General features: G+C 33.2%; 19 protein-coding genes. 1 reads left to right on the forward strand and 18 read right to left on the reverse strand.

The genetic code is table 11. From position 1 onward, the window contains the following. Positions 1 to 110: 110 nt before the first annotated feature. The 14 genes from DW006_RS03380 to DW006_RS03445 all read right to left on the reverse strand — a co-directional run bounded on the left by DW006_RS03380 (position 111) and on the right by DW006_RS03445 (position 14506). A complete protein-coding gene (locus tag DW006_RS03380) occupies positions 111 to 617 on the reverse strand; it encodes a DUF6106 family protein (RefSeq protein WP_117999053.1) in 507 nt (168 codons plus the stop codon). Between the two features lie 12 nt (positions 618 to 629). Then, the gene (locus DW006_RS03385; RefSeq protein WP_117999054.1) at positions 630 to 2312 is read right to left on the reverse strand and encodes a DAK2 domain-containing protein; all 1683 of its coding nucleotides are present in this window, start codon (positions 2310 to 2312) and stop codon (positions 630 to 632) included. A 28-nt stretch (positions 2313 to 2340) separates the two neighbouring features. Next, positions 2341 to 2700, reverse strand: a complete 360-nt coding sequence (locus tag DW006_RS03390) for an Asp23/Gls24 family envelope stress response protein (protein ID WP_022165619.1) — start codon at positions 2698 to 2700, stop codon at positions 2341 to 2343. Positions 2701 to 2830: 130 nt separating this feature from the next. Continuing rightward, a complete protein-coding gene (gene rpmB, locus DW006_RS03395) occupies positions 2831 to 3016 on the reverse strand; it encodes a 50S ribosomal protein L28 (RefSeq protein WP_022165620.1) in 186 nt (61 codons plus the stop codon). A gap of 107 nt (positions 3017 to 3123) precedes the next feature. Next, positions 3124 to 5544: a homocysteine S-methyltransferase family protein gene (locus DW006_RS03400; protein ID WP_117999055.1), complete on the reverse strand. Its 2421-nt coding sequence runs from the start codon at positions 5542 to 5544 to the stop codon at positions 3124 to 3126. Between the two features lie 47 nt (positions 5545 to 5591). After that, positions 5592 to 6266 carry a methionine synthase gene (locus DW006_RS03405; RefSeq protein WP_117999056.1) on the reverse strand — a complete coding sequence of 225 codons (675 nt, stop codon included), beginning with the start codon at positions 6264 to 6266 and terminating at the stop codon, positions 5592 to 5594. An 18-nt stretch (positions 6267 to 6284) separates the two neighbouring features. Further along, positions 6285 to 7157 (reverse strand): methylenetetrahydrofolate reductase [NAD(P)H], encoded by an 873-nt coding sequence (gene metF, locus DW006_RS03410; RefSeq protein ID WP_117999057.1) that lies wholly within the window; start codon positions 7155 to 7157, stop codon positions 6285 to 6287. A gap of 373 nt (positions 7158 to 7530) precedes the next feature. After that, positions 7531 to 7887, reverse strand: a complete 357-nt coding sequence (locus DW006_RS03415) for a GerW family sporulation protein (RefSeq protein WP_117999058.1) — start codon at positions 7885 to 7887, stop codon at positions 7531 to 7533. A gap of 18 nt (positions 7888 to 7905) precedes the next feature. Then, positions 7906 to 8931 carry a DUF2953 domain-containing protein gene (locus tag DW006_RS03420; RefSeq protein WP_117999059.1) on the reverse strand — a complete coding sequence of 342 codons (1026 nt, stop codon included), beginning with the start codon at positions 8929 to 8931 and terminating at the stop codon, positions 7906 to 7908. A gap of 3 nt (positions 8932 to 8934) precedes the next feature. Further along, positions 8935 to 9252 (reverse strand): hypothetical protein, encoded by a 318-nt coding sequence (locus DW006_RS03425; RefSeq protein ID WP_117999060.1) that lies wholly within the window; start codon positions 9250 to 9252, stop codon positions 8935 to 8937. A 2-nt stretch (positions 9253 to 9254) separates the two neighbouring features. Continuing rightward, positions 9255 to 10640 carry a hypothetical protein gene (locus tag DW006_RS03430; protein WP_117999061.1) on the reverse strand — a complete coding sequence of 462 codons (1386 nt, stop codon included), beginning with the start codon at positions 10638 to 10640 and terminating at the stop codon, positions 9255 to 9257. Between the two features lie 91 nt (positions 10641 to 10731). Further along, complete coding sequence (locus DW006_RS03435; protein ID WP_117999062.1) at positions 10732 to 11988, reverse strand: diaminopimelate decarboxylase; 1257 nt, start codon at positions 11986 to 11988, stop codon at positions 10732 to 10734. A gap of 22 nt (positions 11989 to 12010) precedes the next feature. Beyond that, the gene (gene malQ, locus DW006_RS03440) at positions 12011 to 13504 is read right to left on the reverse strand and encodes a 4-alpha-glucanotransferase (RefSeq protein WP_117999063.1); all 1494 of its coding nucleotides are present in this window, start codon (positions 13502 to 13504) and stop codon (positions 12011 to 12013) included. Between the two features lie 132 nt (positions 13505 to 13636). Further along, positions 13637 to 14506: a rhomboid family intramembrane serine protease gene (locus DW006_RS03445; protein ID WP_117999064.1), complete on the reverse strand. Its 870-nt coding sequence runs from the start codon at positions 14504 to 14506 to the stop codon at positions 13637 to 13639. A gap of 308 nt (positions 14507 to 14814) precedes the next feature. Here DW006_RS03445 and DW006_RS03450 point away from each other — a divergent pair, with 308 nt between their 5' ends. Further along, positions 14815 to 19062, forward strand: coding sequence for a 2-hydroxyacyl-CoA dehydratase (locus tag DW006_RS03450; RefSeq protein WP_117999065.1), 4248 nt, complete (start codon positions 14815 to 14817; stop codon positions 19060 to 19062). 110 nt (positions 19063 to 19172) lie between these two features. Here the strand turns inward: DW006_RS03450 and DW006_RS03455 are convergent, their stop codons facing one another. The 4 genes from DW006_RS03455 to hisF all read right to left on the reverse strand — a co-directional run bounded on the left by DW006_RS03455 (position 19173) and on the right by hisF (position 22009). Beyond that, positions 19173 to 19463, reverse strand: a complete 291-nt coding sequence (locus DW006_RS03455) for a hypothetical protein (RefSeq protein ID WP_117999066.1) — start codon at positions 19461 to 19463, stop codon at positions 19173 to 19175. 12 nt (positions 19464 to 19475) lie between these two features. After that, the gene (gene ung, locus DW006_RS03460; RefSeq protein ID WP_117999067.1) at positions 19476 to 20150 is read right to left on the reverse strand and encodes a uracil-DNA glycosylase; all 675 of its coding nucleotides are present in this window, start codon (positions 20148 to 20150) and stop codon (positions 19476 to 19478) included. A gap of 102 nt (positions 20151 to 20252) precedes the next feature. Then, a complete protein-coding gene (locus tag DW006_RS03465; RefSeq protein ID WP_117999068.1) occupies positions 20253 to 21140 on the reverse strand; it encodes a diacylglycerol kinase family protein in 888 nt (295 codons plus the stop codon). Between the two features lie 107 nt (positions 21141 to 21247). Further along, positions 21248 to 22009 (reverse strand): imidazole glycerol phosphate synthase subunit HisF, encoded by a 762-nt coding sequence (hisF, locus tag DW006_RS03470; RefSeq protein ID WP_117999069.1) that lies wholly within the window; start codon positions 22007 to 22009, stop codon positions 21248 to 21250. Positions 22010 to 22012 lie beyond the last annotated feature (3 nt).

Genomic DNA, 22012 nt, shown 5'->3' on the forward strand with positions numbered 1-22012 from the left:
TTCACGCTATTTTAACGAAAATAGTAACATAAAAAAGAGACATCGTCAATGACCATATCTCTTTTTCCTGACATTTTTTATTATTTTTTGCACGCATAAAAATTAAATGTTTATACGTTTTTTACAACAATATTAGGCCTGCAGTGATATAGTGCATCAATTACTTTTTCATTAGGTTCAATAACAACTTTAGTTTTTCCATCGTTATTACTAATAATCATGGCATATACACCTTCACTTTTTCTTCCTGTTGAATAATCTTTTACGATTGCATTCATGGAACCTCTTATAACCTGCTCTGAATTAATTGGTGCAATTACTTCTGCATCCTTAATTTCATAATTTGCAATATTTTTTCTTTTTCTCTGGCCCATTATCTTATCAACAGAAAATTCTCCATTTACCAAAGAATATTCATATTCAATGCTTGTATAGCACCATAACATGTATTCTCCGTATATAAGCAGTATTTCAATTGTAAAAGCTAAAATTCCTAAATTAAGCATAATCATTAAAAGAAACACCATTATTAATACAATAATAGAAAATACTCGCATTAATACAACAGAAATACCTGTTTTTCTTTTTACAATCTGCTCTACAAAAATCTCGTCCATACTTTGTCCTTTCTATTCTACAGAAACAATGTAGTAATATACAGGCTGACCACCTGGATATACTTCTACTTCCAAGTCAGGAAGTTCTTCTGTTATTTTTGAAGCAAGGACATCAGCATCTTCTTTTGTTATGCCTTCACCAAAGTAAACGCTAACGATTTCAGAATCCTCATCCTGCATTTCCTTAATCATGTCAACTGTTGTTGCCACAATATCTTCGCCAACTGCAAGCATTCCTTCATCGCCAATACCCATAATATTGCCTTCTCTAATTTCTTTATCATCAATTACTGTATCTCTTACAGCGTATGTTACTTCGCCTGTCTTAACGTATGACATACTGTCAATCATGGCTTCTTTGTTTTCTTCCGGTGAACAGTCATCTACAAAACCAATCATGGCTGAAATTCCCTGAGGAATTGTCTTTGATGGAATTACAATTAAATTCTTATCTTCAACTAAACTTTCTGCCTGATTTGCTGCAAGAATAATGTTCTTGTTATTTGGAAGAACAAAAATATTTTCTGCATTAACTTCATTTACCGCATTTAAAATATCTTCTGTACTTGGATTCATTGTCTGACCACCTGAAATAATATAGTCAACATTTAATCCCTTAAATATTTCATCTAAGCCTTCACCTACTGATACCGCAATAAAACCATATTTTTTCTTAGGTTCATTCTTTTTAGCTTCTGCTTCTTCCTGCTTCTGCTTTTCTGCCATCTTTTCAGCATTCTTAATGAGTCTTTCATGATGTTCTTCTCTCATATTATCAATCTTCATTCTTGATAATGAACCGTATGTTAAAGCTCTTGTGAAAGCCTCACCCGGCTGATTTGTATGAACATGAACCTTTACAATCTCATCATCTGCTACAAGAACAATTGAATCTCCAATTGACTCTAAGAAATCCTTAAATAATTTCTCTTCTTTATCATCCATTGGCTTGTCTAAATTAATAATAAATTCAGTACAATATCCAAACTTAATATCTGCTTCGTCCATTGGTAAATCGTCTGTAGATACTGAAGTTGATGAAGCTTTTGATACATTCTCAAGTGTATAATCAACTTCTTTTCCTAAGAAAGCATCATATGCTCCCTGTAAAACAACCATAAGTCCCTGTCCGCCTGAGTCAACCACTCCTGCCTGTTTCAGTACAGGTAGCATTTCAGGTGTCTGACTTAAAACATATTCACCATGTTTTATGATTTCGTCAATTACAACTGTTAAATCGTCGCTTTGACCTAGCATCTCACAAGCTTTGTCTGACATTCCTTTTGCTACAGTTAAAATTGTTCCTTCTTTTGGTTTCATAACAGCCTTATATGCTGTTTCAACCGCTCTTACACATGCCTTTGATAAAATCTCAACGTTAATTTCATCATATTTCTTGATTTCTCTTGTAAAACCTCTGAAAAGCTGTGATAAAATTACACCTGAGTTTCCTCTTGCTCCTCTAAGAGAACCTGTAGAAATAGCCTTTGCTACTGTTTCCATTGTTGGGTCAGCAATTGCACCAACTTCATTAGCAGCTGACATTATTGTAAGTGTCATATTAGTTCCAGTGTCTCCATCAGGAACAGGAAATACATTTAATTCGTTAATCCATTCTTTCTTTGCTTCAAGATTCTTTGCACCTGCAATAAACATTTTTTGTAGCATCTGTGCGTCAATTACATTAATTTCCAAAACTTTATCCTCCTAAGCATAAGACACATTAGTCAATTGTTCTTACACCTTCAACATAAATATTTACTTTCTTTACAGTCATTCCTGTAAATTCTTCTATTTTATATTTTACACTTGAAATAATATTTTCTGCTATTGTTGCAATATTAACACCATAAGCAACAATAATATGAAAATCTATTGTTATTTCGTTATTTTCATCTATAACAACATTAATTCCTTTTGTAGAGCTGTCTCTCTTTAATAATCTAACAATTCCGTCTTTTACACTAACCATAGCCATACCAACAATGCCAAAACATTCATAAGCTGTTTCACCGGCATACTTTGCAATAACTTCCTGGCTGATTAATATTTGTCCCATGTCAGTATTCATCTTACCCTTCATATGTTATCCTCCTTTACAAGTGTATTTGCATACTTGCTTACACAGTTACGGATATTATACCCTTTTTGGTATAAAAAGACAAGAAAAAAGACACTACCAAATGCAGCGTCTTTTTATCTAATAACATATACTATGCTCTTTCTACTTTTCCTGATTTTAAACAAGATGTGCAAACGTACATTTTCTTTGCTCCGCCTTCAGTCTTAACTTTAACAGACTTTACGTTTGACTTCCACATTTTATTAGACTTTCTATGTGAATGACTCACTGCGTTTCCAAAATGAGCACCCTTACCGCAAATACTACATTTAGCCATAATAGCACCTCCCTTGTATAAATTAAGTCGAACCTTCTTCGACCTGACACAAAGGCTATCTTAACAGACTATTCAAAAAATTGCAAGCACTTTCGCATATTTTTTCTTTAGCCAAGCACTTCTTTGGCAATATCGGCGCTCATTTTCGCATCTTTTGCATAATAATCAGCCCCAATTTTCATTGCATAATCTTCTGTTAAAACAGCTCCTCCTACCATTATCTTACAATCAACATTGTTGTGGTGTAATAATTTAATAGTATCTTCCATAGAACCCAATGTAGTTGTCATCAAAGCTGACAGACCAACTAATTTAACATCATTTTCTACGGTAGCTTTCAAAACTGCTTCAGGATCCACGTCCCTGCCTAAATCAAGAACATCAAATCCATAGTTTTCTAAAATTACTTTTACGATATTTTTTCCAATATCATGTATATCACCTTTTACAGTGGCAATAACAATCTTTCCTTTGGATTCTGATGCTGCCCCCTTATTTGCCATAAACGTTTTTATTTCCTCAAAACATTCCTTGGCAACATCAGCAGCTAAAATTAACTGTGGCAGGAAAATCTTTCCCTTCTCAAACTTATCACCAATTACATCAAGTGCAGGAATAAGCATTTCATTAATAATTATCATTGAATCCTGTGTTTCAAGATATTTTTTAGTTAATTGTCTGCCATCGCTTTTCATTCCTGTTTCCATTGCGTGTAGAATAGCTTTTGCCTCATCAGACTTTAAGTTATTATTTCCCTGTGAAGTTGCTGTCTGAGCAACAGCTCCTGACTTTGCACCGGCAGATGTTTCAGGTTCATGAGTATTTGAATACTCAATAAAATCCATTGAGTTTTTATCAATGTTTGCAAGAACTTTATACGACTTAACAGCCCAAACCATAGATGATACATTAGGGTTAATAATTGGCAAATCAAGTCCGCTGTGAAGTGCCATTGTTAAGAAATATTTATTTATGATTTCTCTGTTTGGAAGACCAAAGGAAATATTCGATACTCCAAGAACTGTTCTTAACCCTAATTTATTTTTTACAATGTTAAGGGCTTCAAGAGTTTCAAAGCATGCTTTCTGCTCTGCTGAAACCGTTAAAGTTAAACAGTCAATAATTATATCTTCTTTTGGGATGCCATAAGACATTGCTCTATTCATTATTTTTTCAGCAATGGCTACTCTTCCTTCTGCACTGTCTGGTATACCATTTTCGTCCAATGCAAGTCCAATAACTGCAGCTCCGTATTTTGCTACTACAGGTAAAATCGTATCTAAAACTGCATCTTCCCCGTTTACGGAGTTAATAATCGGCTTACCATTATAAACTCTAAGTGCAGCCTCAATTACTTCAGGTTTTGTGGAGTCAATCTGTAAAGGAACGTCAACAATGCCCTGCAACGCCTTTACAGTCTTTATCATCATTTTCTTTTCATCAATTTCAGGTAAACCTACATTTACATCTAAAATTTCTGCCCCTGCTTCTACCTGTTCTATTGCCTGCCCAAGAATGTAATCCATATCATCTTCTATAAGCGCCTGTTTAAATCTTTTCTTACCTGTTGGATTAATTCTTTCACCTACAATACGAGGCTGGTCCACTATAACAGTTTTTGTTGGAGAACATACTGCAAGATGTTTCTTTGTATTATTATCATTAAAGGCCCCTTCTTTTTCTGCTTCAACAAGCATAGCCTTAACTGCTTTAATATAGTCAGGCTTTGTACCACAACAGCCACCTAAGGTTCTAACACCGTATTTAAGCATTTCTCTATATATTAATGCGAACTCGTCTGCATCAACATCGTATGTGTTTGTTACAGGATCAGGCAAGCCGGCATTTGCTTTTACCACAATTGGTAAACTTGTCCACTTAGATATTTCCTCAACAATAGGAATTAAATCTTTTGGTCCCAAAGAGCAGTTTACACCCATTGCATCTACGCCCAAACCTTCCAGTGTAAGACACATGGCTGAAACTGAACATCCTGTAAATGTACGTTTATTTTCTTCAAATGTCATTGTTGTAATAACAGGCAGATTAGAATTTTCTTTTGCAGCTAAAACCGCTGCCTTTGTTTCCAATAAGTCAGTCATTGTTTCAATAACAATAATATCTGCATCTTTTGCCGCAACAACTTCTTCTTTGAAAATATCATAAGCCTCTTCAAAAGAAAGATTTCCTGTTGGTTCTAAAAGTTGTCCAATAGGTCCCATATCTAAGGCAACCATTGCATCTGTTCCTTTTGCTGCTTCCTTTGCATTAGTAATGGCAGCATTTATTAACTCATCAACAGTGTAACCTGTATTTTTCATCTTGTAACGGTTGGCACCAAATGTATTAGCATATACAACATCTGCTCCCGCCTCTATATATTGCTTATGAATATCTACAATCCAATCACTTTTTGTTATATTTAAAGTTTCTGGAACAGTTCCTAATTCCATTCCTTTTTGCTGAAGCATTGTTCCCATTGCTCCATCTAATACAACATAATTTTTGTCAAATAATTTATTGTTCATTTATAGATTATCTCCTGTTTTTACTTGGGTGTTATTTTAATCTTTATTTAACTACAGGTAGTACCCTGTTTTCTAAACTGACATTTATCCTTAAAATTACAGAAATCACAATTCTTTTTGCTTGAAACTTTTAAATTATGTCCCAAACCTATAACACATGTAACAGACTTAGTTGGCGTAAGCATCATGCTACTGTTTACACACACACCGATTCTTTTAGGTGCATCCAATATATCCAAAAACTGTCCCTGCAATTCAAGTGGAAAATCTCCATATCCCAGGCCAAATCTCCACGTATGCTCGTATTCTTTAAAATCTTTTAATATAATTTCTTCTGCCTTGTCACATACCTGTTCAATTACTGCAGAAGCCAAACTGTCTGTAACCATTGCCTCTGCCATACTTACAATCTGCTTTTTTCTAATTAAAGAATCCACTCCGCCTGATAAGGTTGCACACATAAAAACCGCCTTTTCGCAGTTTTCTAAATGTTTCTTAATTGAATTGCCCTTTAATTCAAAATTAGTACCTTCTACCATGCCATCAGCAATAGGGAAAACCTTGTATATAAATTTCCCCTCCATGTTTGCTTTTAATTCTTTTGCACATTTTGAAAGCATCTTCTCTGTCTGTTCATCAGGCTTGTTATTTCCATATCCTAAATATCTTAAAGCTTCACCAAAATTAACATTGTCAATTTCAATAATTCTCTGACCATTCATTTAACCAACTTGTCCTTTTTATTTATTCTTTACAAGATTAGTCACACTGTCACTAATTCTTTTTGCCACATAAGGATCGTTCATTGTATAAATGTGAACACCGTCCACACCATTGGCAACAAGGTCAACAATCTGGTCAATAGCGTATGATATACCGGCATCACGCATTGCAACCGGATCATCTCCAAACCTCTGTAAAACCTTAGATAATTTGGCTGGTATGCTGGCACCACACATTGAAACCATTCTTTCAATCTGTTTTTTATTTGTAACAGGCATAATTCCTGCTTCAACAGGAACATCAATTCCTGCAACTCTTACTTTTTCAATAAAATCATAGAAAACATTGTTATCAAAGAATAACTGAGAAATCAAATGATCTGCACCTGCTTCTACTTTGATTTTTAAATTTTTAATATCTTCTACAATATTTGTTGCTTCCTGATGTGTTTCCGGATAACAGGCACCTGAAACATGAAAGCCCATATTTTTTGACATAATATATTCTGTTAAATCAGATGCGTATTTAAAATCATGTTTTACTTCATAATCAGGATTAGCGTCACCACGTAATGCCAAAATATTCTTAACACCTTTTTCATTTAAGTCATTTAAAATTCTGTCAATATCTCCTTTGGAATTATATAAGCATGATAAATGAGCAATTGTTTCTGTGTTCAATTCATTTTTGATTTTTGCACATAAATCAACTGTTGTTGCCTTGGCAATTCCTGAGCCGCCGGCACCATATGTTACACTAATAAAATCAGGGTTTAAATCCTTTAATTCTCTTAATGTATTGTACACTGTTTCTACTCCACTTTCTTTCTTAGGTGGGAACACCTCAAAAGAAAACACTGTTTTTTTCTTAAAAATATCTGCTATATTCATCTTATTTTCACTTTCCTTATTTGCATTTTTCTAACTTATCTATTTATATTAGTTTTATTTAATTCCTGCAATTGTATTAGTTCTAATTATATTAATTTTCATATCATACCAATATATTTCAATACATTACTTTTATTAACACATTAATTTTTGCAAAACAAATTAAATCCAACTATTAAACACGTAATAATAATGCATACCGCAAAGAATGTACTCTCTATAAGCATAGAGAAAATCATTCCCACTGCAAACCAAAATAACGCAAATCCAAATAACCTATGCATACAACTCCTGTTTTATCTTCCTGTTTTACTAACAGTATATGCATGTATTATATTTTATTTGCTACTATTCCTTTTATTTTGTGTAATCCCTATTCAACTACATCTTCATCATCAATAGTGTCATCTTCTTTGTTTGTAAACTTGTTTACAATATCAGGTACCATGTCAATTATTCTTGCAAAGCCATCCTGATCCTTAACACTTATAAGTTTTGATGAGCCATCCTTTATAACTAAAACAGCACTTGGTGTAATCTTACCGCCAACACCGCCTGTTCCATTATCGCCTTTTGAAAATGTACCTAGTGCCATTCCAAAAGATACATCTGCCATTGGTAAAATTATAGTTTCACCAATTACAATTGGTTCTCCAACCACAGACTTAGTTGTTATAAAATTTTCCATTGCCTTAAGCAAATCTTCTGAATTTTTCTTATTATCAGCCATAATCAAAGCCTCCTTATACTAACCGATTTTTTTAATTATACGGTGAATTTCTTTATTAAAATAAAATCTCAAGCCGTAATAAAGAACAACACCTAACATTATATGTCCACTTAATTTAACATTTCCATTAAATATTTCATTTTGAAAATCCGGTGTGATTTTTATTTTTTTAGGATTCACATTAAAAACCGAATAGCCCATGGCTATATAGCCTAATGTCTTTCCTGTTAAATCAGGACTTTCAAAACCAATTTCGATATTTCCTTTTATTTTTTTAGGAAAAATATGCCTTAATGTTTTTATAATAATTTCTTTTCCAAACTTAAATGCTTTTTTAGTAGTTGGACTGTTTATAAATGCCTTTACGGCTCTTACCTTCGCGCATTTTTCTTTGAATTTGGAATAAATATTCTTTATATTTTTTCTAGCACCAAGTATAAAACCTTTTATATCTTTAATTTTTTCTTTCAGAAAATTAAAGATATAGTTTATATTAATGTGCGTTTTTTTTCGTTCTTTATTATCTGATTCTTGTTTTTTCACAATTAAGCGATTTGTTTCTTCTGTTTTTCCGATATCTTCTGAAATTTTCTGTTCAAATGTTTTTTCAGAATTTGTATTTTCAGAATCATTTTTATTATTGCCCTGAGTTTTTTGTTGTTTTAATTCTGTAGTCTCACAACTTTCTAATACTTTTTTGTCAGAAGTATCTTTTAATGAATCCTGTTTTTGTGAACCCTGTTTCTTCAAATCAGTTTTCTCAGATTTATCTTTTTTATCTTTTTTTTGCTTTTTTTTCAAAAAATCAATTGGCACAAAAAATATTCTAAGTTTTGATACATTACCGTCATTGCTGATTACTCCCTTGTAACTTACAAAACGAAGTAACCAGTGAGCTTTTATGGATAATTGATAATCTTTGTCAGATTTACTTCCCTGAATCTTATATGCGATAGGATAAAACAGGATTAACAAAGCCAGTGCAATAATCACCAGCAAAAGTATTCCAATTATTTTTAATATTAATAAAAAAATATGTAACATAGGCTAATTCATTTGCTCCATAATATATTTCTTAACATTTACATTTCCTGTTTTTTCAAGGCATTCCATTATAATAAGTGTCATCATGTCAAGTGCCTCTTCCCTACCTTTTGCAATTCCAATTACAACCATATCAGACTTATGATACCATTTTTGAATCAAAACGTTAGAAGGATATATTTCCAATGTATCATAATCATTTCTTGGCAGAGTGATTACATATGTATCAAACATTGGTTTTCTATTTTTAATTTTTCTTATAACCTTTCTTTTTTTGTCTAAAAGATTATAGCCTACATATAAATCCTCATACCAAATCATAATTATCCTGCCATTATTCCGTTAATAATTTCTATACAAGCCAGTTTTTCTGCCTTATCGTTGCAAATTGACAAGGTATTATATATATAATCCTGCAATTCGCTTATGTTATTAAAGAAGATTGGAAGTTCACTTAAAGCCTGCGCCATAACTGCCCTTGTAATCATTTTATCTGTATCTTTAAATAATTCTCTGTAGTCGTTTATTAACTGTTCTTTTTGGTTTTCTAAATAAGCTTCATCAACCACATCGTTGTTTTCTACCTTATCAAGTTTTACAAACATACTGTCAGAGTTTAGTTTAGGAAGCTTAAATACAATATTATATTCTTCCACCAAATCTAACTGTTTAATCTTATCTGCGTAACTTTCTTTTATCTGGTCTGTTATGTCATAAGCTGAAAGATGCGGATATATTTTCTCCTGTTCACCTTCAAGCATAACAAACATGTCCTCTATTTCCTCAAGTGATTTTGAAGAAAATTTATTTAAAAATAACAAGTTGGTATTTTTTATTATTTCATCACAGCCTTTTACAACATTGTCCTCTTCTTTTTCATCATTAGTATATAAAATTAATAAAAGGTCATTTAGTATTTCCTGAACTCTCATAAGGTTGTCCATTTCATCATCTATATACATGGTTATATCCGATAATCTGTCCTTAAACTCATCATATCCCTTAGAATCCATTTCTTTAAACTTAACATTTTTCAGATTGTCAAATTCTTCATATAAATGGGGATAGTTAGTTGCCATTGTATCCGTCTTATCAAGCATGGAGCATGTTTTAATCATGTACAAAAAGTCGTCTAAAGCTTCCTTTGTGCCGCCGTTGTAAATTGACAAGCCGTTAGAGAGCATTTCGAAAAACTTCTTTTTTGTAAGTCTTACCGGAAGTTGTCCAATAACATCTTTAATCTTACTGTTAATCATCATGTTATCTTCATCTTCTAAAATAAACTGCATAATTGTTCTTGTGAAATTTTCATCACTGTAACCACTAGGATAATCTTCTTCTCTGAATCTATACTCCACTCTGTTTACTGCGTGCTCGTATACGTTATATTTGTCCACATAACATGTAATATCAGCTACCTTTTCAATAATAATATTTCTAATTGACTCTAATTCTGCAATATTTTCTGAAAAATCTTCTGCCCCATTGGCATATTTTTCAATTGTTTCATTGATAGTTTTAACATATTCATTAAAACCGGGAGCTACCATGCCACCATCCTCTGAAACAGACACATAATATGTGTAATAATTCATCGCAAGACGAATTAAAGCATACTTGTTATTTATTTTCATAAATCCACCGGTATACTTTTTCAAACTTTCTTCAATGTTTCTATTTTTTAATAAATCTCCAACTATTTTCTTCATATACACTCTCTTTTAACATATAGAGTGCCTAATACAAGCACTCTATGTTTTATTCTTTATTTGTAATTCCTATAATTTTCATATAGATATTTTATTTTAAAATGTCAGAAAAATCAAATGTAGCAAAATAATCCTTTGGAGTTTCTGCTCTTCTTATAAGTTCAACTTCTCCATTTTCTTTAAGCAATAATTCTGCCGACTTTAATCTTCCGTTATAGTTATATCCCATTGCAAAACCATGTGCTCCTGTATCATGGATATATAAATAATCACCCATTTCAATCTTAGGAAGTTTTCTGTCTATAGCGAACTTATCGTTGTTTTCGCATAAACTTCCAACAACATCATATGTTTCAGTGCATGGTGCATTTTCTTTGCCAAGAACTGTAATATGATGATATGCACCGTACATTGCAGGTCTCATTAAATTAACTGCACAGGCATCAACCCCAATATATTCTTTGTAAATATGTTTTTCATGAACAGCCTTTGTTACTAATGCACCGTAAGGTCCCATCATAAATCTTCCCATTTCTGTAAAAATTGCCACATCACCCATTCCTGCAGGAGTTAAAATTTCATCATAAACTTTGTGTACTCCTTCTCCAATAACCATAATGTCATTTGGTGTCTGATCAGGTGTATAAGGGATTCCAACTCCACCTGATAAATTAATGAACTTAATGTCTGCTCCTGTTTCTTTTTCAAGTTCAACAGCCAACTGGAAAATTGTCTTAGCAAGCATTGGATAATATTCGTTTGTTACTGTGTTTGATGCTAAAAATGCATGTATACCAAAATTCTTAACACCTTTTGATTTTAAAATCTTGAAGGCTTCAGTTATCTGTTCTCTTGTCATACCATATTTTGAATCACCAGGGTTATCCATGATTCCGTTACAAACTTCAAAAATTCCACCTGGATTAAATCTGCAGCTTACTGTTTCAGGTATTCCACATTCCTTTTCCATGTAATCAATCATTGTAATGTCATCTAAGTTAATAATGCCACCTAATTCATTACAATACTTGAACTCTCCTTCTGGTGTTTCATTTGAAGAAAACATGATTTCATCGTTTCTAAAGCCTAACTTATCAGCAATCATAAGTTCTGTTGCAGATGAGCAGTCAACTCCACAGCCTGCTTCTTTTAATTTTTTAATAATAAATGGATTTGGAGTTGCCTTTACTGCAAAATATTCTCTAAATCCTTTATTCCATGAAAAAGCTTCATTTACTTTTCTTGCATTTTCCATAAATCCTTTTTCATCATAAATATGAAATGGTGTAGGATATTTTTTTACAATTTCTTCTACCTGTTCTTTTGTTACAAATGGTTTCTTATTCATTATTTTCAGTCCTCCTAAATATTTATCTACCATAGATATCACAAAGATATCTTAGTCTTTCAATTTCTTTTGCACCAAACTGGCCGTCTAACATTCGCCATCTCCAGTTTGTCCCCATTGATGATGGAAGATTCATTCTTCCTATATATCCAATCTTTAAAATGTCCTGTATTTGAAAAATCACCAAATTGGCAACACTTTCATAAGCCACTTTAAAAATCTTATCAGCTAAATCTTCTACTGAGCCTTCTCTACACTCAACATACTCTCTTATGTAGCCAAGCTCCCATTTTTCAATGCTTGTAAAATACCCAACTAATGTGTCATTGTCATGAGTACCACCATAAGCTACAGTATTAGGCACCCAATTGTATGGCAAATGATCATTACGTCTGTTACCATCAAAAGCAAATTCCAGAACTTTCATGCCGGGATAACCTGATTTTTCAAGTACCTCTACAACTTCAGGCATTTTTATACCTAAATCTTCAGCAATAATGTGTTTGTCACCTATGGACTCGTTAATTGCATTAATAAGTTTAAGTCCCGGTCCTTTTTGCCACTGACCGTTTCTTGCATCACTGTCTTCTGCAGGAATTGCATAATATTTGACAGTGCCTATAAAATGGTCAATTCTTATTACATCATATATTTTAGCTGAATGTTCCATTCGTTTTCTCCACCATGAAAAATCATCAGCTTCCATTTTGTCCCAGTCATAAAGTGGATTGCCCCATCTCTGACCTAAATCAGAAAACGCATCAGGGGGTACACCTGCAACTTTTTTAGGATTTAATTCTTCATCTAATTGGAACATGCCTGTATTCTGCCAAACATCAGCAGAATCCATTGCCACATATATTGGTATATCACCAATAATCAGGATTCCATTTTCATTAGCATATTCTTTTAATTTGCACCACTGCTCATTAAACTTAAACTGTATGAACTTGTAAAAGTCCATATCATCCTTTAGTTCTTCTTTAAAAGCCCCTACTGTTTCGCCTTCTCTAAACTTTATTTTCTTATCCCACTCACTCCAAGGTCTGCCTTCATATTTATCTTTGCAGGCTCTATACAAACTATAATCTTCAAGCCAGAATTCATTTTCTGTAAAAAACTCTTTATATTCATTTAATTCCTTATGATTACTATTCTCATAAGCCACTCTTAAAACTTCAAATCTTGAATTATAAACCAAGCCATAGTCAACATACTGGTCTTCAATATTCCATCTTTTACTGTCAACAAATTCTTTAGTCAAAAGTCCTTCTTCTATCAACATATCTAAATCTATAAAATATGGATTTCCTGCAAAAGCAGAAAAAGAAGCATAAGGGCTGTCTCCAAAACTTGTAGGTCCAAGAGGTAACACCTGCCAATATTTCTGTCTTGCTTTAACTAAGTTATCTACAAACTCATAAGCTTTTTTCCCAAAAGTTCCAATTCCGTATGGACCCGGTAAACTACTAACAGGCATTAACACACCTGCACTTCTGCTAAATTGTTCCTGCATATTTTTTATTCCTTTAATATTTTTTACGTTTCATTTTTGCATTTCCTTCTGTTACATTTCAACACAATGTAGCATTAATTTCTATTTGCCACACTCGAAATCACACTTCATACAAATTCTAAGCCATAGTTCCTATTTATGTTCATGTGTAAATAAATGTTCCTGACAATATTCCTTATTTCCTGAACATTTTGAGCAATATCTAAATGTTAATGTAGGATCATCTAATTCTGTTCTGCCACATATAGCACATTTATGTCTTGCACCATTTGCATAAACATTAGGCTTTGCTTTTTTAATAGACTTATTATATTGTGCTTTTCTCTTTATTGAGGAAGGTCTTCTTCCTGATTTTTTATCTAAAATAACATATATAACAACATTAAGTAATGATGCGGCAATTAACACAAGCACTATTAAACCTAAATTCATACTTGTTCTAAACGCACTGATAATGTCATAAATAATATATGCTACATATAGGAATCCAAACCATTTAATCTTAATTGGAATTATGAAATATAACAGTAATTCCTGTTCCGGATAAGTAAAAGCGTATGCTAAAAATATAGACATGTTAATGTAATATGTGCTTACATAGCCACCAATAATTACTCCAAATATACTGCCCATGGCTGTTCCATAAATAACTGTAAGAACTACATATAAAATAAGTCCTGCTATTACTGTAAATATAATTCCTGAAAAAATATACTTTGTGAAGCGTTCACTTCCCCATGTATGTTCAAGTTCACGTCCCAATGAATAATATAGGAATAACATAATAATAGTAAAAATTCCTAAACTTTCAGGTGGTACTAAAATCCATGTAACCACTCTCCATATCTGTCCCTGAAAAATCTCGTATGGATTAAACTGTAAAAACTGATATAGTTCAGGAGTTGTCAACTGAATAACATATCCTATTACATAAGCAATGATTAAATACAATGGTAAATTTGGAATTGAAAAACTCTGTTTTCTTCTATTAAATTCTGACATTCTAATCTCCTTATTTTCCTAATATAACAATCCCATCTAATTTCTAGAGGGTTATAAGTCACATTCTTTGTTCTAAATAACCATATTACAGTATAATTTCTACAGGGTACTTTGTCAAACAACTTCAGCGTTTTCTTTTAGTTTGTAAACAAACTTTTTTCACATCTTTTTCTGTTGTTTTTTTTTCCTATTTATAATATAATAATAAGTCGATTTTGATATTTTTATGTCAAAAGCATTTTAATAGGTAATAAAACATATATTTAATATACGTTACTCGTATTAATAAGGGTAATTAGGAGGCAAATATGAACGAGAATGCAAATTATAGTTTAGGTATTGATATTGGTTCTACTACTGTAAAAATTGCAATACTTGACCAAGATAACAATCTTGTTTTTTCAGATTACGAAAGACATTATGCAAATATTCAGGAAACTTTAGCTTTACTTTTAGATAAGGCACGTAAACAGTTAGGTTCAATTGAATTAAGTCCTATGATTACAGGTTCAGGTGGTTTAGCACTTTCTGAACATTTGAAAGTGCCATTTGTACAGGAAGTTGTGGCAGTATCTACTGCTCTTGAAGATTATGCACCACAAACTGATGTAGCAATCGAATTAGGTGGCGAAGATGCCAAAATTATTTATTTTACAAATGGTATCGAACAAAGAATGAATGGTATCTGTGCTGGTGGTACAGGTTCTTTTATTGACCAGATGGCTTCACTTTTACAGACAGACGCTTCAGGTCTTAATGAATATGCAAAAAACTATCAGGAAATATATCCTATTGCAGCCCGTTGTGGTGTATTTGCGAAAACAGATATACAGCCACTTATTAACGAAGGTGCCACAAAAGAAGATTTGGCAGCTTCAATTTTTCAGGCTGTTGTAAATCAGACTATTTCAGGTTTAGCCTGCGGTAAACCAATTAGAGGGACAGTTGCCTTCCTAGGTGGTCCACTTCACTTCTTACCTGAATTAAAAAATGCATTTATCAGGACTTTAAAATTAGACGACGAACATGTTGTTGCACCGGAACATTCTCATTTATTTGCCGCTACAGGTGCAGCATTAAATCATAAAGAAAATATTAAAGTAGACATTGATGACTTATACGAACAGTTATCTCATGGTGTGCAAATGTCAATGGAAATCAAGAGACTGGAGCCATTATTCCAGAATCAGGAAGCTTATGACAAGTTTACTGAAAGACATAATAAGGCAAAAGTTAAAAAAGGTGACTTGGCATCTTACAGTGGTAACTGCTACCTTGGTATTGACTCAGGTTCTACTACAACTAAGGCAGCTTTAGTTGGCGAAGACGGTACATTACTCTACTCTTTCTATAGTGGAAACAACGGTAATCCGTTAAAAACAATTATTGATTCAATTAAAGATATTTACGCAAAGCTTCCAAAAGACGCTCACATTGTCCGTTCCTGTTCAACAGGTTATGGTGAAGCTTTAATAAAAAATGCCCTTCTTTTAGATGAAGGCGAAGTTGAAACTGTTGCCCATTATAATGCGGCTGCATTTTTTGAGCCACAGGTAGACTGCATTCTTGATATCGGTGGTCAGGACATGAAGTGTATCAAGATTAAAAACAATTCTGTTGACAGTGTTCAGTTAAACGAAGCCTGCTCTTCAGGATGTGGTTCATTTATTGAAACTTTCGCAAAATCTCTTAACTATTCTGTTGAAGATTTTGCCAAAGAAGCTTTATTCGCTTCTAATCCAACTGACCTTGGTACAAGATGTACAGTATTTATGAATTCAAATGTTAAACAGGCTCAAAAGGAAGGGGCCAGCGTTGCAGACATTTCTGCCGGTTTGGCATACTCAGTTATAAAAAATGCTTTATATAAAGTTATTAAAATATCAGATGCCAGAGACCTTGGTAGAAAAATTGTTGTTCAGGGTGGTACATTTTACAATGACGCCGTTTTAAGAAGTTTGGAAAAAGTTGCCCACATCCACGCAATCAGACCTGACATTGCAGGTATTATGGGTGCTTTCGGTGCTGCTCTTATTGCAAGAGACAGATATAAAGGCGAGCCTACAACAATGTTGAATCTTAAGCAGTTAGAAGAATTTACATACACAACTTCAATGACTAGATGCAAAGGTTGTACAAACTCATGTTTACTTACAATCAACAAATTCTCTGATGGCAGAAGATTTATAAGTGGTAACAGATGTGAAAAAGGTATTGGTGGTCAGAAAAACAAAGATAACATACCAAACCTTTTTGAATATAAACTTAAAAGAATGTTTGATTATGAGCCATTGTCACCTGACAATGCGCCTAGAGGAATTGTAGGTATTCCAAGAGTTCTTAATATGTATGAAAATTTTCCATTCTGGGCTACATTCTTTAAGAAACTTGGCTATAGTGTTGTTCTTTCACCAGAATCATCACATAAACTTTACGAAATGGGTATTGAATCAATACCTAGTGAATCGGAATGTTATCCTGCAAAACTTGTACACGGACACATTACATGGTTAATTAAACAGGGTGTTAAATTTATTTTCTATCCTTGTATACCATACGAGAGAAACGAAACGCCTGATGCAAACAACCATTATAACTGTCCTATTGTTACATCTTATGCAGAAAATATAAAGAACAACGTTGAAGAATTAGAAGATCCTTCAATGAAGTTTATGAATCCTTTCATGGCTCTCACAAATGAAGAAACAATTACTTCAAGACTTGTTGAAGAGTTTGGAAAAGAATTTGGAATTAATGCCGGCGAGGTTAAGGAAGCCGCTCACTTAGCTTGGGAAGAACTTCTTAACTCAAGAAACGATATGGCAAAAAAAGGTGAAGAAACTCTTAAATACATGGAAGAAAACGGAAAGCGTGGTATTGTTCTTGCAGGCCGTCCATACCATGTTGACCCTGAAATAAACCATGGTATACCTGAAATGATTAATTCATACGGTCTTGCTGTTTTAACTGAAGACTCAATTTCTCATTTGGCAGAAGTTGAACGGCCGTTGATTGTATCTGACCAGTGGATGTATCACTCAAGATTATATCGTGCAGCTAACTATGTAAAAACAAGAGACGATTTAGATCTTGTTCAGTTAAACTCTTTTGGATGTGGTTTAGATGCTGTAACTACTGACTGCGTTAGTGATATTTTAACTAAGTCAGGAAAAATCTACACTGTACTTAAAATTGATGAAGTAAATAACTTAGGTGCCGCAAGAATCCGTATTCGTTCACTTCTTGCAGCAATTAGAGTTCGTTCAGAAAATCATTTTGAAAGAACAATTCAGCCTTCTTCAATTAACAAGGTTGAATTTACAAAACAAATGTATGAGGATAAATACACAATTCTTACACCACAGATGAGTCCAATTCATTTCAAAATGCTTCAGGCTGCTTTAAACTCATGTGGTTACAACTTTGAAGTAATGGACAGTAAACCATCATGCGTAGATGTAGGTTTAAAATATGTAAACAATGACGCCTGCTACCCTTCTTTAATTGTTGTTGGTCAGATTATGGAAGCTTTGCTTTCAGGTAAATATGACTTAAACAAAACAGCAGTTATTATTACTCAGACAGGTGGCGGTTGTCGTGCAACTAACTACATTGGTTTCATTAGACGTGCTCTTGAAAAAGCAGGTATGTCACATATTCCTGTTCTTTCTCTTTCACTACAGGGCTTAGAGAAAAACAGTGGCTTTAAGATTACACCAAAGTTTGCTATTAAGGCTGTTGAAGCTGCAATGTACGGTGACTTATTTATGAGAGTTGTTTACAGAACAAGACCTTATGAAGTAAACGAAGGCGAAACTGATGCTTTACATAAAAAATGGGAATATAAATTATGTAAAGAACTTGCCGATAATAAATTTGGTATCAGACGTTTTAAGAAAAACATGAAAAAAATCGTTGAAGAATTTGATGTCATTCCTGTAAAAGATATTAAGAAACCTAGAGTTGGTATTGTAGGTGAAATTCTTGTTAAATTCTCTCCTACTGCTAACAATAACTTAGTTGAATTATTAGAGTCAGAAGGTGCTGAAGCTGTAATGCCTGACTTGGTAGACTTCTTCCTATATGGATTTAGAAATGCTACTTTTAAATACGAGAATTTAGGTTTTGATAAAAAATCAGTTCGTATTAACAATTTAGGTATCAAAGCTATTGAATGGTTTAGAAATTCAGCCAAAAAGGCACTTATTGAGAGCAAGCACTTCACTCCTACTTCCGATATATGGGAAATGAGCGAAATGGCTGAAAAAGTTGTTTCTATAGGTAACCAGACAGGTGAAGGTTGGTTCTTAACAGGTGAAATGCTTCATTTGCTACATGATGGCGTTCCAAATATTATTTGTACTCAGCCTTTTGCATGTTTACCAAACCACATTGTAGGTAAAGGTGTAATTAAAAAATTAAGAGCCATGAATCCTGATGCAAATATTGTAGCCGTTGACTATGATCCCGGTGCCAGCGAAGTAAACCAGCTTAACCGAATTAAGTTAATGCTTGCAACTGCAAACAAACGACTAAATCAGGAAAAAAATAGATAATTAGATAATTTCAAAATTATAAAGTAAAACAAAAAACCGGTTAATAGTTGTAATCTACTATTAACCGGTTTTTATTTAGGTTTAACATTCTTTTTTGTATTTAGATATTACTACCCCTGCAATCCATTTGCCTGTCTAATCATATCTTCCACAACAATGTCGAAGATTTCACCAACAGTATTACAGTATTCTAATATTTTCCAAGGTTCATTTGTATGGAAATGAATTTTTACTAAATCTTCATCTCCTGCTGCAATTAAACTGTTTCCTTCAAAATTATCTGTTATGTAATCAGAAATTTCATCCTCATCTAAATCTTTATCTCTTCTTTCGATTAATAACTGTGTGTCATAACGATATGCAAACTGATCGTCTTCCGCATCAATTGAATTTACTGCCATTTCTTCTCTCCTTTATATATTTTCTATTTGCCAATCTATTGGCTCTACGCCACTTGCCTTTAAGAACTCATTTGCCTTGCTGAAATGTTTACATCCTAAAAAACCTCTGTAAGCTGATAAAGGGCTTGGATGTGGTGCTTCTAAAATCAAATGTTTTGGGTTAGTGAGCATTGCTTTTTTTCTTCTTGCAGGCGCTCCCCACAACATATACACAATTGGTCTGTCCTGTGCATTAACTGCCTGAATTACCGCATCAGTAAACTGTTCCCAACCATGTCCCTGATGAGAATTTGCCTGATGTGCTCTAACAGTCAAAACTGTGTTTAGTAATAAAACTCCCTGGTCTGCCCATTTTTTCAAATAACCGTTATTTGGAATATAGCATCCTAAATCATCATGTAATTCCTTGTAAATATTTACAAGAGATGGCGGAATATCCTGTCCCGGCTGAACTGAAAAAGACAACCCATGTGCCTGGTGTTCATTATGGTAAGGATCCTGCCCTAATAATAAAACTTTTACATCTTTTAAAGGTGTAAAATGAAATGCATTGAAAATATCCTCTGCGGGAGGATATACAACTGTTTTACTGTATTCATCTTTTACAAAATTGTATAACTGACTGTAATATTCTTTTCTAAACTCACTGCTTAAAGGCTCAAGCCAGTCATTTGTTATCATTGACATAAAAACTCCCTCTTGTACTAATTTATATACCAATCCGTTGGTACTCATTTATAAACCGAATCATTTATAAAATAAATTATTTGTACTCATTTATCTGATAAACTATTTTTTCTCTTCCTTCTGCAAAATTTCATCAATAAAATTTCTGTCGTTATATACTTTTATGCCACCTGGAATATTAATGATTTCAAAATGATTTGACGTCATTTTTTCTCCATCAACATTAAAAGTACATAACTCATCAGTATCTATTATAATCTTATTTTCTGAAAATCTTGTAACGTACTCTGAATTTTCGTGTTTTCCTCTTAACAGTTTAATTAAAATTGGAATAATCTTAGGTTTAGGCAATTTTTCAACAAAATATATGTCAAACATACCATCTTCCAATAAAGCATGAGGTGCGATTCTAAAACCGCCACCATAATACTGTCCATTTCCAACTGCAAGAATTGTGCATGAATTTTCTACCTGAGTTTCTCCCATTGTTATTTTTAAGTCCTTAAACTTATATTTAAAATAAGAGTATACAAGACTTGCATTGTATCTTTGAGAAACCGGAATCCATTTTTTCTTTCTTATAAATGATATGTTATTTGCCACATCTGCATCCAGTCCAAGACACGCCACATTTATAAAAAATCTGTTATTGATTTTTCCTAAGTCAATATTCAGTATTCCATTTTGATACTGCTTTAGGGTTTTATCAAAATCATTTCCACTGCCTGTTGGAATATTTCCAAGAATCTTGTTTTCAGATTTTGCAATTCCGTTAAGTACTTCGTTTAAATTACCGTCACCACCAACGGAAAAAACTACACATTCCTCATCAGGTATTTTTTTTGCCAGATACTGTGCATCACCTGTTTTCTTTGTGTACATAACTTTGTAAGGCACCTGTCTTTTAAGACATGCCTCTCTTATATTCTTTTCTAATAATTGTTTGTTAATTTTTCCACTTATAGGATTAATTATAAAATAATACTTCATTTGTATCACTCTCTTCTGTAATTAACTATTTTTCTGTCTGATTAACTATTACTATTTTCTTTTTTAACTATTACTATTTTTTTTTAATTATAGCTAATTGAGTATAGTTATAATCTAACAGAAACCCCATTTTTGTTTAGATATTTCTTTAAATCGCTTATTTCCAATTCCTTATAATGGAACAATGATGCAGCAAGAGCTGCGTCTGCTTTACCATCTGTTAATGCTTCTAAGAAATGTTCTTCCTTTCCTGCGCCACCTGATGCAATTACAGGAATTGAAACATTCTCTGCAATTGTTCTTGTTAATTCAAGGTCATAACCCTGCTTAATGCCGTCACAATCCATACTTGTAAGAAGAATCTCTCCTGCTCCAAGTTCATTTGCCTTCATTGCCCACTCAACGGCATCAATTCCCATATCGATTCTGCCACCGTTTTTGAAAATGTTCCAGCCACTTCCATCCTCACGTCTCTTTGCATCAATTGCCACAACTACGCACTGACTTCCAAACTTGTCCGCTGCTTCACTTATTAAATTAGGATTCATTATAGCTGATGAATTAATTGAAATCTTGTCAGCTCCCTCACGTAAAAGCGCCTTAAAGTCATCAACAGTTCTAATTCCTCCACCAACTGTAAAAGGAATAAATACCTGTTCTGCAACCTTTCTAACTAATTCCGTAACAGTGGCTCTATGGTCAGATGTTGCTGTTATATCCAAAAAAACAAGCTCATCTGCCCCTGCTTTGTTGTAAGCCTTAGCTACTTCAACAGGATCTCCGGCATCCCTTAAATTGACGAAATTAGTCCCTTTAACTACTCTGTTGTTATTTATATCCAAACATGGAATAATTCTCTTTGTATGCATATT

This window comes from Eubacterium sp. AF36-5BH, assembly GCF_003460505.1.
Lineage (GTDB): Bacteria > Bacillota > Clostridia > Lachnospirales > Lachnospiraceae > Eubacterium_G.

Coding starts and splice junctions, on each gene's coding strand:
- DW006_RS03430 (WP_117999061.1), bottom strand. CDS start 10,640: ATGAAGAAAATAGTTGGAGATTTATTAAAAAATAGAAACATTGAAGAA.
- DW006_RS03425 (WP_117999060.1), bottom strand. CDS start 9,252: ATGATTTGGTATGAGGATTTATATGTAGGCTATAATCTTTTAGACAAA.
- DW006_RS03445 (WP_117999064.1), bottom strand. CDS start 14,506: ATGTCAGAATTTAATAGAAGAAAACAGAGTTTTTCAATTCCAAATTTA.
- ung (WP_117999067.1), bottom strand. CDS start 20,150: ATGTCAATGATAACAAATGACTGGCTTGAGCCTTTAAGCAGTGAGTTT.
- DW006_RS03400 (WP_117999055.1), bottom strand. CDS start 5,544: ATGAACAATAAATTATTTGACAAAAATTATGTTGTATTAGATGGAGCA.
- rpmB (WP_022165620.1), bottom strand. CDS start 3,016: ATGGCTAAATGTAGTATTTGCGGTAAGGGTGCTCATTTTGGAAACGCA.
- DW006_RS03405 (WP_117999056.1), bottom strand. CDS start 6,266: ATGAATGGTCAGAGAATTATTGAAATTGACAATGTTAATTTTGGTGAA.
- DW006_RS03455 (WP_117999066.1), bottom strand. CDS start 19,463: ATGGCAGTAAATTCAATTGATGCGGAAGACGATCAGTTTGCATATCGT.
- DW006_RS03415 (WP_117999058.1), bottom strand. CDS start 7,887: ATGGCTGATAATAAGAAAAATTCAGAAGATTTGCTTAAGGCAATGGAA.
- DW006_RS03420 (WP_117999059.1), bottom strand. CDS start 8,931: ATGTTACATATTTTTTTATTAATATTAAAAATAATTGGAATACTTTTG.
- DW006_RS03465 (WP_117999068.1), bottom strand. CDS start 21,140: ATGAAGTATTATTTTATAATTAATCCTATAAGTGGAAAAATTAACAAA.
- DW006_RS03435 (WP_117999062.1), bottom strand. CDS start 11,988: ATGAATAAGAAACCATTTGTAACAAAAGAACAGGTAGAAGAAATTGTA.
- hisF (WP_117999069.1), bottom strand. CDS start 22,009: ATGCATACAAAGAGAATTATTCCATGTTTGGATATAAATAACAACAGA.
- DW006_RS03390 (WP_022165619.1), bottom strand. CDS start 2,700: ATGAAGGGTAAGATGAATACTGACATGGGACAAATATTAATCAGCCAG.
- metF (WP_117999057.1), bottom strand. CDS start 7,157: ATGAATATAGCAGATATTTTTAAGAAAAAAACAGTGTTTTCTTTTGAG.
- DW006_RS03380 (WP_117999053.1), bottom strand. CDS start 617: ATGGACGAGATTTTTGTAGAGCAGATTGTAAAAAGAAAAACAGGTATT.
- malQ (WP_117999063.1), bottom strand. CDS start 13,504: ATGCAGGAACAATTTAGCAGAAGTGCAGGTGTGTTAATGCCTGTTAGT.
- DW006_RS03450 (WP_117999065.1), top strand. CDS start 14,815: ATGAACGAGAATGCAAATTATAGTTTAGGTATTGATATTGGTTCTACT.